This window comes from Mycobacterium sp. (assembly GCF_040509115.1).
Classification (GTDB): domain Bacteria; phylum Actinomycetota; class Actinomycetes; order Mycobacteriales; family Mycobacteriaceae; genus Mycobacterium.
Genome location: NZ_JBEVLO010000520.1, coordinates 1 through 13,719, shown reverse-complemented (window position 1 = coordinate 13,719; position 13,719 = coordinate 1). Strand labels below are relative to the sequence as shown.

Annotated in this window: 9 protein-coding genes, 2 tRNA genes and 1 pseudogene; 6 read left to right on the top strand and 6 right to left on the bottom strand. The window is 67.3% G+C overall.

Annotation, left to right across the window (positions count from 1 at the left end; genetic code table 11):
- The 3 genes and pseudogenes from ABW137_RS35115 to ABW137_RS35105 form a co-directional block, all read left to right on the top strand.
- Positions 1–4,352: pseudogene (locus tag ABW137_RS35115) on the top strand (beta-ketoacyl synthase N-terminal-like domain-containing protein); the annotation flags it as partial.
- Positions 4,353–4,429: 77 nt separating this feature from the next.
- Positions 4,430–4,825, top strand: coding sequence for a holo-ACP synthase AcpS (gene acpS, locus ABW137_RS35110; RefSeq protein WP_526407453.1), 396 nt, complete (start codon positions 4,430–4,432; stop codon positions 4,823–4,825).
- 99 nt (positions 4,826–4,924) lie between these two features.
- A complete protein-coding gene (locus tag ABW137_RS35105) occupies positions 4,925–6,274 on the top strand; it encodes a dipeptidase (RefSeq protein WP_526407451.1) in 1,350 nt (449 codons plus the stop codon).
- On the opposite strand, the gene bcp is transcribed toward ABW137_RS35105, so the two are convergent.
- Positions 6,251–6,721, bottom strand: coding sequence for a thioredoxin-dependent thiol peroxidase (gene bcp, locus ABW137_RS35100; protein ID WP_526407449.1), 471 nt, complete (start codon positions 6,719–6,721; stop codon positions 6,251–6,253). The two genes, ABW137_RS35105 and bcp, sit on opposite strands and share 24 nt — an antisense overlap.
- Before the next feature lie 95 nt (positions 6,722–6,816).
- Between bcp and ABW137_RS35095 the strand changes: the two genes are divergently transcribed.
- Positions 6,817–7,044, top strand: coding sequence for a DUF3618 domain-containing protein (locus ABW137_RS35095; protein ID WP_526407447.1), 228 nt, complete (start codon positions 6,817–6,819; stop codon positions 7,042–7,044).
- A 14-nt stretch (positions 7,045–7,058) separates the two neighbouring features.
- On the opposite strand, the gene ABW137_RS35090 is transcribed toward ABW137_RS35095, so the two are convergent.
- Together ABW137_RS35090 and ABW137_RS35085 are read right to left on the bottom strand one after the other, a co-directional pair.
- Positions 7,059–7,244 carry a hypothetical protein gene (locus ABW137_RS35090; RefSeq protein ID WP_526407445.1) on the bottom strand — a complete coding sequence of 62 codons (186 nt, stop codon included), beginning with the start codon at positions 7,242–7,244 and terminating at the stop codon, positions 7,059–7,061.
- A gap of 988 nt (positions 7,245–8,232) precedes the next feature.
- Positions 8,233–8,308, bottom strand: a tRNA-Lys gene (locus ABW137_RS35085).
- A gap of 160 nt (positions 8,309–8,468) precedes the next feature.
- On the opposite strand from ABW137_RS35085, the gene ABW137_RS35080 reads away from it, so the two are divergent.
- Positions 8,469–9,692, top strand: a complete 1,224-nt coding sequence (locus ABW137_RS35080) for an Ig-like domain-containing protein (protein WP_526407443.1) — start codon at positions 8,469–8,471, stop codon at positions 9,690–9,692.
- A gap of 283 nt (positions 9,693–9,975) precedes the next feature.
- Here ABW137_RS35080 and ABW137_RS35075 read toward each other — a convergent pair.
- Both ABW137_RS35075 and orn read right to left on the bottom strand, forming a co-directional pair.
- A tRNA-His gene (locus ABW137_RS35075) sits at positions 9,976–10,048 on the bottom strand.
- A 41-nt stretch (positions 10,049–10,089) separates the two neighbouring features.
- Positions 10,090–10,737: an oligoribonuclease gene (gene orn, locus ABW137_RS35070; protein WP_526407441.1), complete on the bottom strand. Its 648-nt coding sequence runs from the start codon at positions 10,735–10,737 to the stop codon at positions 10,090–10,092.
- An 82-nt stretch (positions 10,738–10,819) separates the two neighbouring features.
- On the opposite strand from orn, the gene ABW137_RS35065 reads away from it, so the two are divergent.
- Entirely contained in the window at positions 10,820–12,388 is a 1,569-nt protein-coding gene (locus ABW137_RS35065; RefSeq protein WP_526407439.1) for a helicase HerA-like domain-containing protein, read from the top strand.
- Between the two features lie 45 nt (positions 12,389–12,433).
- Here ABW137_RS35065 and ABW137_RS35060 read toward each other — a convergent pair whose 3' ends face one another.
- Complete coding sequence (locus ABW137_RS35060) at positions 12,434–13,306, bottom strand: MurR/RpiR family transcriptional regulator (RefSeq protein ID WP_526407437.1); 873 nt, start codon at positions 13,304–13,306, stop codon at positions 12,434–12,436.
- Positions 13,307–13,719 lie beyond the last annotated feature (413 nt).

The following is a 13,719-nucleotide window of genomic DNA, read 5'->3' as shown; positions in this document are numbered from 1 at the left end:
TCGACGAGATCCTCGCCGACTACGACACCTGGCTCACCGAGCGGCCGCACGAGCTGTGCCGCAAGGTCGTCATCGAGCTGCTCGCATGGCAGTTCGCCAGCCCTGTGCGCTGGATCGAGACCCAGGACCTCCTGTTCATCGAGGAGGCCGCGGGCGGTCTCGGCATCGAGCGCTTCGTCGAGATCGGCGTGAAGAACGCGCCGACGGTTGCCGGCCTGGCCACCAACACGCTGAAGCTGCCGGAGTACTCGCACAACACGACCGAGGTGCTCAACACCGAGCGCGACGCCGCGGTCCTGTTCGCGACCGACACCGACCCGGAGCCGGATCTGGAGGAGGACACCGCGCCTGCTGCTTCCGCATCCGAATCGGCGCCTGCCGCAGCCGCGCCCGCCGCACCCGCGGCGGCGCCCTCGGCCCCGTCCGGTGGTCCGCGACCCGACGACATCTCGTTCGGCGCCGACGACGCGACCCTGTCGCTGATCGCACTGTCGGCCAAGATGCACGTCGACCAGATCGAACCGCTGGACTCCATCGAGTCGATCACCGACGGTGCGTCCTCACGACGCAACCAGCTGCTCGTCGACCTCGGCTCCGAGCTGAACCTCGGCGCCATCGACGGGGCGGCCGAAGCCGACCTGGCCGGCCTCAAGGCTCAGGTCACCAAGCTGGCTCGGACCTACAAGCCCTTCGGCCCAGTGCTGTCCGACGCGGTCAACGACCAGCTGCGCACGGTGCTCGGCCCCTCGGGCAAGCGCCCCGCCGCGATCGCCGAACGCGTGAAGAAGGATTGGGAACTGGGCGACGGCTGGGTCAAGCACGTCACCATGGAACTGGTCCTGGGCACCCGCGAGGGCACCAGCGTCCGCGGCGGCAACCTCGGCCACCTGCACGACGGCGCACTGCCCGACGCGGCCACGGTGGACCGGGTCGTCGACGCGGCGGTCTCCGCCGTCGCCGCTCGTCGCGGCATCGCGGTGTCGCTGCCCTCTGCCGGCGGCGCCGGGGGAGGCGTCGTGGACTCCGCGGCGCTGACCGAGTTCGCCGAGAAGGTCACCGGCCGTGACGGCGTGTTGGCCTCGGCAGCCCGGCTGATCCTCGGTCAGCTCGGCGTCGACGCCCCGGTGAACGTCGACGAGACGGTCAGCGACGCCGACCTGATCGACTTGGTCACCGCCGAACTCGGTTCGGACTAGCCACGTTTGGTCGCCCCGACGTTCGACGGCCGCAAGGCGGTGCTGTTCGACGATCGCTGGGCCAGTGCCCGCGAGGACCTGGCCCGGCTGTGGTTGACGAGCGAGGACGAGGTCGACGCGGACTGGTCGCGGCTCTCCGAGCGCTTCGAAGCCGCCGGTCACGTCGTCGCCAGCCAGGCGAGCTGGTGGCAGGGCAAGGCGCTCGCCGCCGGACGCAACGTGCACGCGTCGCTGTACGGCCGCGCGGCCGCCGGTGCGGAGAACCCCGGCACCGGTCGCTACAGCGACGAGATCGCCGTCGTCACGGGTGCCCCGAAGGGCTCCATCGCGGCGTCGATCGTGGCGCAGCTGCTCGACGGCGGTGCCTCGGTCATCGCGACCACCTCGAAGCTGGACGACGACCGGTTGGCCTTCTACCGGGAGCTCTACCGCGACCATGCGCGCTTCGGCGCCACCCTGTGGGTGATCCCGGCGAACATGGCCTCCTACAGCGACATCGACGCGCTCGTCAGCTGGATTGGCAGCGAGCAGTCCGAGAGCCTCGGGCCCAAGTCGATCCACCTCAAGGACGCCCTGACCCCGACGCTGCTGTTCCCGTTCGCGGCGCCGCGGGTCGCGGGCGACCTGTCCGAGGCGGGTTCCCGGTCCGAGATGGAGATGAAGGTCCTGCTGTGGGCCGTGCAGCGGCTGATCGGCGGCCTGTCGCACATCGGCTCCGAGCGCGACATCGCGTCCCGGCTGCACGTGGTGCTGCCCGGCTCGCCCAACCGCGGCATGTTCGGCGGCGACGGCGCCTACGGCGAGTCCAAGTCCGCGCTCGACGCCGTCGTCGCCCGCTGGAAGGCGGAAGGCTCTTGGGCGCAGCGGGTTTCGCTGGCGCACGCGCTCATCGGCTGGACCAAGGGCACCGGCCTGATGGGTCACAACGACGCCATCGTCGGCGCGGTCGAAGAAGCGGGCGTCACGACGTACACGACCGAGCAGATGGCGGCGATGCTGCTCGACCTCTGCGACATCGAGTCCAAGGTCGCTGCGTCGCACTCACCGATCACGGCCGACCTGACGGGTGGCCTCGGCGAGGTCGACATCGACATGGCCGAGCTGGCAGCCAAGGCTCGCGAGGAGATGGTCTCGGGCAGCGGTGCCTCGAAGGACGAGGACGACGAGAAGGGCACGACCATCAAGGCGCTCCCGTCGCCGCCGCGCGGTTACACGGCGGCACCGCCGCCCGCGTGGGACGACTTGGACGTCGATCCCGCCGATCTGGTGGTGATCGTCGGGGGCGCGGAACTCGGTCCCTACGGTTCGTCGCGGACTCGCTTCGAGGCCGAGGTGTCCGGTGAGCTCTCCGCCGCAGGCGTTCTGGAGCTCGCGTGGACCACCGGCCTGGTGAAGTGGGAGGACGATCCCAAGCCGGGTTGGTATGACACGCAGTCCGGTGAGCTGGTCGACGAGGGTGAACTGGTTGAGCGCTACCACGACGCCGTCATCGAGCGGGTCGGCATCCGCGAGTTCGTCGACGACGGTGCGATCCCCTCGGATCACAGTGCGCCGCTGCTGGTTTCGGTGTTCCTCGACAAGGACTTCTCGTTCGTGGTGTCCTCGGAGGCCGATGCCCGTGCATTCGTTGGGTTCGATCCCGAGCACACGGTGATCTCGCCGGTGCCGGACAGCGGTGACTGGGAGGTGACCCGCAAGGCGGGCACCGAGATCCGGGTGCCACGCAAGGTGGAGCTGTCCAGGACGGTCGGGGCGCAGATTCCGACTGGCTTCGATCCGACGGTCTACGGCGTGTCCGCGGACATGATGAGCTCGATCGACCGGCTGGCGCTGTGGAATCTCGTCACGACGGTGGACGCGTTCCTGTCGTCCGGCTTCACGCCGACGGAGTTGATGCGGTGGGTGCACCCGAGTCTCGTTGCCAGCACGCAGGGCACCGGCATGGGCGGCATGACGTCGATGCAGACCATGTATCACGGCAACCTGCTTGGCAAGAACAAGCCGAACGACATCCTTCAGGAGGTCCTGCCGAACGTCATGGCAGGGCACGTCGTGCAGTCCTACATCGGCAGCTACGGCGCCATGATTCACCCCGTCGGCGCCTGCGCCACCACGGCGGTGTCGGTCGAGGAGGGCGTCGACAAGATCCGGTTGGGCAAGGCGGAGTTCGTGGTCGCAGGTGGCTACGACGACCTGACGCTGGAGGCCATCATCGGCTTCGGCGACATGTCGGCGACCGCTGACACAGAAGCCATGCGGGCCAAGGGCATCAGTGACTCCAAGTTCTCCCGCGCCAACGACCGCCGCAGGCTCGGGTTCGTCGAGGGCCAGGGTGGTGGCACCATCCTCCTGGCGCGCGGCGACCTGGCTCTGGCGATGGGTCTGCCGGTGCTCTCGGTGGTCGGGTACGTGTCGTCATTCGGCGACGGCGTGCACACGTCGATCCCCGCTCCCGGCCTCGGCGCATTGGCCGCGGGTCGCGGCGGCAAGGAGTCGCAGCTGGCGAAGGCGCTGGCGAAGCTCGGCGTCGGAGCCGACGACATCGGTGTGATCTCCAAGCACGACACGTCGACGCTGGCCAACGACCCCAACGAGACGGAGCTGCACGAGCGGCTCGCCGCTTCGCTGGGCCGCTCACCGGGCAACCCGCTGTTCATCGTCAGCCAGAAGAGCTTGACGGGTCACAGCAAGGGCGGCGCGGCAGCGTTCCAGATGATGGGCCTCTGCCAGATCCTGCGGGACGGCGTGATTCCGCCGAACCGGAGCCTGGACTGCGTCGACGACGAGCTGGCTCACGCCTCGCACTTCGTGTGGGTGCGCGAGGCGCTGCAGCTGGGGGAGAAGTTGCCGTTGAAGGCTGGTCTGGTGACGAGCCTCGGCTTCGGCCACGTGTCCGGTCTGGTTGCGCTTGTGCATCCGCAGGCGTTCCTGGCGGCGCTCGATCCCGAGCAGCGCGAGGACTACCAGCGCCGCGCGAATGCCCGTGTGCTGGAGGGTCAGCGCACGCTGGCGTCGGCCATCGCGGGTGGGCCTGCCCTCTACGAGAAGCCGGCGGACAGGCGGTTCCACCACGACTCGCCGGAGAAGCGTCAGGAAGCCGACATGCTGCTCGATCCGGCGTCGCGCCTCGGTGACGACGGTTGGTACGCCAGGTGACGGTCGTTCGTGCCAACGATGACACGATTGGTGAGGGTGCCGATGAATACCGGATGGGTTCGGATAGCGTTCCTGCCATGAGCATCGTCGGGGTCGGCATCGACCTGGTCTCCATACCGGACTTCGCCGAACAGGTGGATCAGCCCGGGACGGTATTCGCGGAGACGTTCACCCCTGGTGAGCGCCGGGACGCCGCCGACAAGAGTTCGTCGGCGGCGCGGCACCTGGCGGCCCGCTGGGCGGCCAAGGAGGCCGTGATCAAGGCGTGGTCGGGGTCGCGGTTCAGCAAGCGGCCGATGCTGCCCGAGGGCATTCATCGCGACATCGAGATCGTCACCGACATGTGGGGACGTCCGCGGGTTCGCCTCTCCGGCGCGATCGGTGAGCACCTCAAGGACATCACGATCCATCTGTCGCTGACCCATGATGGCGACACGGCCGCCGCGGTGGCGGTCCTGGAGTCCGCAGGCTGACGACAACCCGCGAGCGTGCGTGTCCGTACGAGAGACGCCGCCGCGGGTTGGCATCTGGCGCATGGTCGCGCGTGACGGGCACGCACTAACCTCGTCGTCATGAACAATCTCGTCGACAAGGTGAAGTCGGTACTGCCATCTGTCCGCGCCGATCTCGAGGACCTCGTCCGCATCGAATCGGTGTGGGCGGACCCGTCCCGTCGTGATCAGGTGCACCGCAGCGCCGACGCGGTGTCGAAGTTGCTGTCGGAGAGTGGATTCGACGACGTTCGGATCGTCAGCGAAGGCGGAGCGCCCGCCGTGATCGCGCGACACCCCGCACCGGGCGCAGCGCCGACGGTCCTGCTGTATGCCCACCACGACGTGCAACCGGAGGGCGACCGTTCGCAGTGGACGTCACCGCCGTTCGAGCCCACCGAGCGGGACGGACGCCTCTACGGTCGGGGCACCGCCGACGACAAGGCAGGCATTGCAACACATCTAGCGGCCATTCGAGCCTTCGACGGCAACCCTCCGGTCGGCGTCACGGTGTTCGTCGAGGGCGAGGAGGAGTCGGGATCGCCGTCGCTCGGCGCCCTGCTCGCGGCGCATCGGGACCTGCTCGCCGCCGACGTGATCATCATCGCCGACTCCGACAACTGGAGCACCGAGATCCCGTCGCTCACGGTCTCGTTGCGCGGCCTGGCCGACTGCATCGTCGAGGTCGCCACGCTCGACCATGGCCTGCACTCGGGCATGTGGGGCGGGGTGGTTCCCGACGCGCTGACCGTGCTGGTGCGGCTACTGGCCAGCCTGCACGACGACGAGGGCAACGTAGCCGTGGCGGGGCTGCACGAAGGCACCGCGACGGACGTCGACTATCCACCCGAACGGGTGCGTGAGGAGTCCGGCCTGCTCGACGGCGTCACCGAGATCGGCACGGGATCGGTTCCCGACCGGTTGTGGGCCAAGCCTGCCATCACTGTGATCGGCATCGACACCACGCCCATCGCATCGTCGTCGAACACGCTGATCCCGCGGGCCCGCGCGAAGGTCAGCATGCGGGTCGCGCCGGGTGGTGACGCCGTCGAGCACCTGGCCGCGCTGACTCGCCACCTGGAGCAGCACGCGCCATGGGGTGCGCAGGTGACGGTGACCGCCGGCGACGTCGGCCAGCCATACGCCATCGACGCCAGCGGGCCGGTGTACGACGCCGCGCGCACGGCGTTCCGGACCGCATGGGGAGCCGCCCCCATCGACATGGGAGTCGGTGGGTCGATTCCCTTCATCGCCGAGTTCGCGGCGGCCTATCCGGAGGCGAAGATCCTCGTCACCGGGGTCGAAGATCCGGCGACGCAGGCACACAGCATCAACGAGAGCCTCGATCTCGGCGTGCTCGAACGCGCGGCGACCTCGGAGGCGTTGCTGCTCGAAGCTCTCGGCGCGTCAGACGGCGAGATCCCGGCGTAGTTTCGCGACGTGCCCGGTGGCCTTCACGTTGTACTGGGCGACTTGGATTCGACCTTCCTCGTCGACGACGAACGTCGAACGGATGACGCCTTGCACGGTCTTGCCGTACATCGTCTTCTCGCCGTACGTGCCCCACTCGGCAAGTACCTTCCGGTCCGGATCGGACAGCAGGGGAAAGGTCAGTCCCTCGGCGTCGCGGAACTTGGCGAGCTTCTCCGGCTTGTCGGGGGAGATGCCGACGACGTCGAGCCCGGCCTCGTTCAATTCCGCGAGGTTGTCGCGGAAGTCGCAGGCCTGCTTGGTGCATCCCGGGGTCGAGGCGGCTGGGTAGAAGTAGACGACGACCTTGCGTCCCTTGAAGTCGGCGAGCTTGACCGTGTTGCCATCCGCGTCGGACAACGCGAACGCGGGGGCGGGGTCGCCTACGGCAAGGCGGGTCGGTGGCATGGGTGGAGTCCCTTCGGGTCGGCCGGTGCGCGACGTGACACGGCGGCTGATCTAGGGTAATTGCCCAAGACAGCAACGCGATTGAAGGGGCTGACGTGGCGGACCGGGATCCGGACAAGATCAAGCAGGACATCGACGTGGCTCGCGACCAGCTCGCGTCGACGGTGGATGCCCTCGCCGAGCGTGCGGACCCGCGCAGGATCGCCGACGACGTCAGGTCCGGTGTGGTCGAGTTCGTCAGGAAGCCCGCGGTGATGGCGTCGATCGCGGGTCTTGGCGCCGTGGTGCTGGTGATCGTGGTCCGTCGGATCAGAAATCGCTGAATCGGTCGGACGGGTCAGCGCGCAGGTCGACGGCGACGACGGCGGAAGCGAAACAAGTCGGGCAACGAGAAGCCGGGGGGATTGGCCACCAGGCCGATCCTGCTGCAGTCGTAGACCACGACGAGCCGCTGCTCGTTCGCCTCGGCGTCAACCTCGATGGTTGCGGCGATGGAGGAACGGGTCGCACCTGCGGTCGTCATCAGCTAAGACCTCGTTCCTCTCTTCGTGGTAATCGCGGTTGCCAGCCCGGCGGGTTGCAGCTAACACCATAGTAGCAGTGTTATCTGTCTTTGGCGTGCCTAGGCCCCAGATGTTTATGCAGGTTAGAGCTTTCGCTCCCGTCGGTTTCGTTTTGTTTGGCCCCTCGAACTGCACCAGCCAGCGGGGTTTCAGCACACGGATGACGGCGCAACCCTCCAATCCCGTATAAATTTACTCCAGCGTCAGTCGCTATCCAAGACCGTGTTCGGAATCGAGTCGGAATCCGGTAGGTGGACTAGTGTGAGCCGAGCGCGGGGGTCGCGTGAGTGCGACAAGAACCCTGGGGACCGACACATCGGATTGCGCTCCGAGTGGTGCCGAATTCGGTCGGTGGCCCATTCGACAATCCCTTGGGCAATGGCTTCGGGGCTCCGCTGGTGGCTCGCTCGGCGAATTTGCCAACGCCGCCAAGTCCGGCCCAACACCGTCGATCGTGTGCGTCGCGTAGGCGTGGGGTCGAGCATTTCTTGCCGATAACCCGAGGTCGCGACCGTTCCCGGGGCGAGTCGCGCGATCAGTGGTTACGTGGTCGTCGGGGCGGCCGATCCGATGTCCGCCGCTGCGGCGCCCCACCCCTCCCGGCGGGCGAACTCCGTAGGCGCGAATGCCTGGCGAAATCGGAGGCGCGGCTCGAGTAGCCGCGCGACCTCATTCCATATGCCCGTAACGGTAATTCCCTGACCGTCGGAGAATGCCATTCACCGGGTTCGGCTGAATGCGTTTGTCGACGCGTCACCGAGATAGCCAGCGGCAAGCGTGCGACCCTGGCCGCGCAATGGCAAGGGCATTCGGACGGCCCGGCGCGGGTCCCTCATGGGGGGTCACGGGGTACGGGGTGGGGTGCGGGGGTGGAGTGCACGGGGTACCCGGCGCGACGCCCATGGCCCGGAAAACAGAAAATCGGGCCGTTGCCGACCCGATCCGCTGTGGTGCGCCGTCAGGGTTTCGAACCCCGGACCCGCTGATTAAGAGTCAGCTGCTCTACCAACTGAGCTAACGGCGCGCGTGAGAGACGATAACAGTCTCGGGGCGGTTGGTGAAATCCGTATCCGATGGTGCTGATCGACGTGTCGAGCGACGCGCCGCCGTCCCTGGATTCCCTTAGACTGCGTGCAGGGTAGGGGATTGCCCTGTGCAAAGTCTGGCAGCGAGGTGGAAGAAGCATGTGGCAGGTCCATTCGGTGACCCGGCCGCGTCGGGGGCGACGTTGGCTGGCGGCCGTTGTCTTGGTGCCAGCCGTGGTGGTTGGCATCAGTGGGTGCAACAGCACTCCCGCGCCGCCGCCGCAGCCGCAGACCATCGATGACAAGGGCACGCCCTACGGCGATCTGCTGATACCGAAGCTGACTGCGTCGGTCGTGGACGGCGACGTCGGGGTGACCGTCGACGCACCGGTGACGGTCAGCGCCGAAGACGGCGTGCTCGGCGCGGTCACCATGACCGACGAGGATGGCGCGACGGTCGCGGGACGCCTCAGCCAGGACGGCCTGACCTGGATCACCACCGATCCGCTCGACTACAACGAGAAGTACACGCTCAACGCGCAGTCGCTGGGCCTCGGCGGCGTGACGAGCCGTTCGATGAGCTTTCAGACTCACTCGCCCGAGAACCTCACGATGCCGTACGTGCTGCCTGCCGACGGCGAGGTCGTCGGTGTTGGGCAACCGGTCGCGGTCCGGTTCGACGAGAACATCACCGATCGCTCGGCGGCGGAGAAGGCGATCACGGTCGTCACCAATCCTCCGGTCCAGGGCGCGTTCTACTGGCTCAGCAATCGCGAGGTGCGGTGGCGTCCTCAGGCCTACTGGAAGCCGGGCACCACGGTCGACGTCGCCGTGAACACCTATGGCGTCGACCTCGGCGACGGGTTGTTCGGGCAGGAGAACGTCACCACCCACTTCACCATCGGCGACGAGGTCATCGCGACCGCGGACGACGACACCAAGATCTTGACCGTCCGGCGCAACGGCGAGGTGATCAAGACCATGCCCATCTCGATGGGCAAGAGCAGCACCCCCACCAACAACGGCACCTACATCGTGGGGGATCGGCTGTCGCACATGGTGATGGATTCCTCGACGTACGGCGTTCCGTCGAACTCGCCCAACGGCTATCGCACGGAGGTCGACTGGGCCACCCAGATCTCCTACAGCGGCATCTACGTGCACGCCGCGCCGTGGTCGGTGGGCAGTCAGGGCTACAGCAACGTGAGCCATGGCTGCCTCAACGTCAGTACCAGCAACGGGCAGTGGTTCTACGAGAACACCAAGCGTGGCGACATCGTGGAGATCGTGAACACCGTCGGCTCCCCGTTGCCGGGTACCGACGGCCTGGGTGACTGGAACATTCCGTGGGAGCAGTGGAAGGCCGGCAACGCGAACGTCTAGGCCCCTCCGTCGTCGTGCTCGGGATCCGGGCACCATGGGTGCCCGTGAATTCGAGGCCTTGGTCGCCGATGACTCGCGAAATATGTCGTGGTGCAGAGTGTTACGGATGATCCTGTCCGCCCACGGTTATCCGCTCCCAGGGGCCGGGGGGCCGACGGGCGCGGCGAGGCGGGTGCCTGCGGTGCGGTCACATCGACCCGGTGAGAACGCCCACGAGGTCGAAACGGCGAAGACGTGGTGTCCAACGACAAGAGGCCAGGGAGCGAACTCCCTGGCCTCATCGGGTGGCTGACGGGGCTCGAACCCGCGACATCCAGGATCACAACCTGGTGCTCTACCAGCTGAACTACAGCCACCATTGCCGCTGACCACGTCGGGCGTTGCGGCGACGTAGATCTTAACCGGTCGAATGCCCTGCGGCCGAATCGTTGGTGGGCGGGGCTCCGCCGGGCGGCCCGAGTTCGGCCGCGATCGCCGCGATCTCGCTGGTGGCGGGTCCGGGAGGTGCAACGAATGCGGTCTGTCGGTAGTACTTGAGCTCACGGATGGACTCGTGGATGTCGGCGAGGGCCCGGTGCGCGAGACCCTTCTCCGGCTGCCCGAAGTAGATCCGCGGGTACCAGCGTCGGCACAGTTCCTTGATGGAGCTGACGTCGATCATGCGGTAGTGCAGGTAGTCATCGAGCGTGGGCATGTCCCTTGCGATGAACCCGCGGTCGGTGCCGATGGAATTTCCGGCCAGGGGCGCCGTCTTGGCCTGCTTGACGTGGCCGCGGATGTAGTCGAGGACCATCGTCTCCGCGGTCGGTATGTCGATCGTGGATGCCCGCACCTCCTCGGTGAGGCCCGACTTGCGGTGCATGGTCGCGACGACCTCCACCATGCCGTCGAGTGCCGCGTCGTCGGCGTGAATGACCACGTCGAGCCCGTCGCCCAGCAGATTCAGCTCTGCGTCGGTGACGAGCACCGCGATCTCGATCAGTCGGTCCGACCCGAGGTCGAGCCCAGTCATCTCGCAATCGATCCACACCAGTTCGTCACGCACGGACGTCAACAGTATTCGCACTCCCCGACGTGCCCCGCCCAGACCCTCCGACGGCCCACGTCGACCAGTAATGTCGGCCGCTATGACGACAGAATCGACGGCCACCCCCGCGCAGCAGATCGCCGCTGGTTACGCCGTCGAAGGCCAGGCCCTGGAGCTCGGCTCCGTCGTCGTCGACGGAGGCGCGGATCCAGCGGCTCAGGTCCGCATCCCGCTGGCCACCGTGAACCGTCACGGGCTAGTGGCAGGCGCCACCGGCACGGGCAAGACGAAGTCGCTGCAGGTGCTGGCCGAGCAGTTGTCGGCCGCCGGGGTTCCCGTGCTGATGGCCGACGTGAAGGGTGATCTGTCGGGACTGTCCCGGCCCGGTGCGGCCAATGACAAGACCGCGCAGCGCGCCGCGGACACGGGCGACAGCTGGGCGCCGACGGCCTATCCGGTGGAGTTCCTGTCGCTGGGAACGTCGGGGATCGGAGTTCCGGTTCGCGCGACGATCACCAGCTTCGGTCCGATTCTCTTGTCGAAGGTGTTGGGGCTCAACGCAACCCAGGAGTCGACGCTGGGCCTGATCTTCCACTGGGCCGACCAGCAGGGCTTGCAGCTCTTGGATTTGAAGGATCTGCGTTCGGTGATCCAGTACCTCACCAGCGACGAGGGGAAGCCGCAGCTCAAGGCGCTCGGCGCGGTGTCGCCGACCACGGCGGGCGTCATTCTGCGCGCGCTGGTTAACCTCGAGGCCGAGGGCGCCGACACGTTCTTCGGTGAGCCCGAACTCGAGCCCAAGGATCTGATGCGGCTCGACGCTCAGGGGCGCGGCGTGATCACGCTGCTGGAACTGGGGGCACAGGCGGCCAGGCCGGTGATGTTCTCGACGTTCCTGATGTGGGTGCTCGCCGATCTGTTCACCACGCTGCCCGAGGTGGGCGACGTGGACAAACCCAAGCTGGTGTTCTTCTTCGACGAGGCGCACCTGCTGTTCAACGACGCGTCGAAGGCGTTCCTGGAGCAGGTGGAGCAGACGGTCAAGCTGATTCGCTCGAAGGGCGTCGGAGTGTTCTTCTGCACCCAGCTCCCCACCGACGTGCCCAACAACGTGCTGTCCCAACTCGGTGCGCGGATTCAGCACGCGCTGCGGGCGTTCACGCCGGACGACCAGAAGGCATTGACGAAGACGGTGCGCACGTACCCGAAGACAGACGTCTACGACCTGGAGGAGGCATTGACCTCACTGGGCATCGGCGAGGCGATCGTCACCGTCCTCTCGGAGCGGGGTGCGCCGACACCCGTCGCGTGGACGCGGATGAGAGCTCCCCGCTCACTGATGGATACCATTGGGCCCGAGGCGATTTCGTCGGCGGCGAAGGCCAGCCCGCTGCAGGCTGAGTACGGGCAGACCATCGACCGCGACTCGGCCTACGAGCGGCTGGCGGCCAAGTTGGCTCCGCCGCCACCGGTCCCCACCCCCGCGCAGGAGACGCCGCTGCCGCCACCCGTCGAGGTGCCGCCCATGCCTGCGCCGGACGAGCCGGGGTTTTTGGACAAGATGATGGAGAGTCCGGCGTTCAAGAGCGCCATGCGATCGGCGGGGACGGTCATCGGCCGGGAGATCACGCGAAGCATCTTCGGCACCGGCCGCCGCAGGCGGCGGTGAAGTCTTGCCGCAGGCGGCGGTGAAGTCTTGCCGCAGGCGGCTGGGTCAGGTGTGGTCGAGGGTGTCGCGCAGGGAATCGACCAGCGCCAACCGGGTCATGCCGGTGTCGCCCAGTTCGTCGGCGACGGCAGCGATCACGGTCTCGCCGATCGCGGTGGCGGCCACCAGCGAGTCGAACGGCGACGCCGACTCGACCCGCGCGGGTAGGACGACCTTCGCCACGTGCGCCACCGGTGACAACCAGTTGTCGGTCATCAGGCACACCGTGGCACCGCGCCGGGCGGCTTCCAACGCGAAGTCGTGGCTTTGATCGGTGTAGCGGCGGTAGTCGAACACCACCACGACCGCAGTGGGGCGCACGTCGGCCACGGTCATCCCTTGCGACATGGCATCGGGTGCCACCAGGTGGACATCGGCGCGCAGCAATCGCAGGTGGAGCACGAAGTACTCCGCCAGCGTGCGGCTGAACCTGCCGCCCGCCACGTGGATGGCCCGTGACTCGTCGACGAGCAACCGCACCAGCTCGTCGAACTCCGACGCAGGCAGATCGTCGTAGGTGGCCGAGAGCATCGCCTCGAACGAGGTGCGGGCACGGCCCAGCAGGCTGTCCCCGTCGGGACGGCGCGCCTTCACGGGGTACTGCCGCAGCGGCGAACCCAGCTCGGCGTTCAGTTCGTGCACCAGCGCCCGCTGTAGGACCGAGAAGCCGTCGAAGCCAAGGCGATTGACGAAGCGCACCACGGTGGGGGAGCTGACCCCAGCCAACGAGGCGAGGTCGGAGACCGTGGTCAACCCGGCCATCGGATACTGCGCCAACAGCGCCCGGGCCACCTTGCGTTCGCCGTCGCTGAGGGCGCCCATCCCCGCCTGAACGAGTTTGCGGACGGACGCGTGATCGCCCGGCAGATCCGATGTCACGCGGCCCAGATTACGCGGCATGAAACAAACGGTTCATGCGCGACGGGGGTCAATGTCGAACCGTGACGATAAGAACCATTTGGTTCACGTCGTGGCCGGTAGACTTCAGCCGTAATGAATCAGTCGGAGGCCCACGGCTCGTGCCGCGCTCGCTGGCTACCTGAGGGGTCGCCGAGGGGCCGTGGGGATTGACTCCCGCGCCATCCCGCCGCGCCTAGTACCGGATAGCGCTTGGCACCCACTGAATCATAAATTTCACGTCTGTCGCTACTGCGCTAGACAGAAATACGTGATTCAACTAGCGTGGCCGGTAATCCCTTGCACGCGCCCTACGATTGGAAGTCGCAGTGACCGCGGAACCACCCCCGTCCGACGAGCACTCACCCGCGCGGCCGTCCGACGGTGCCGCCCCG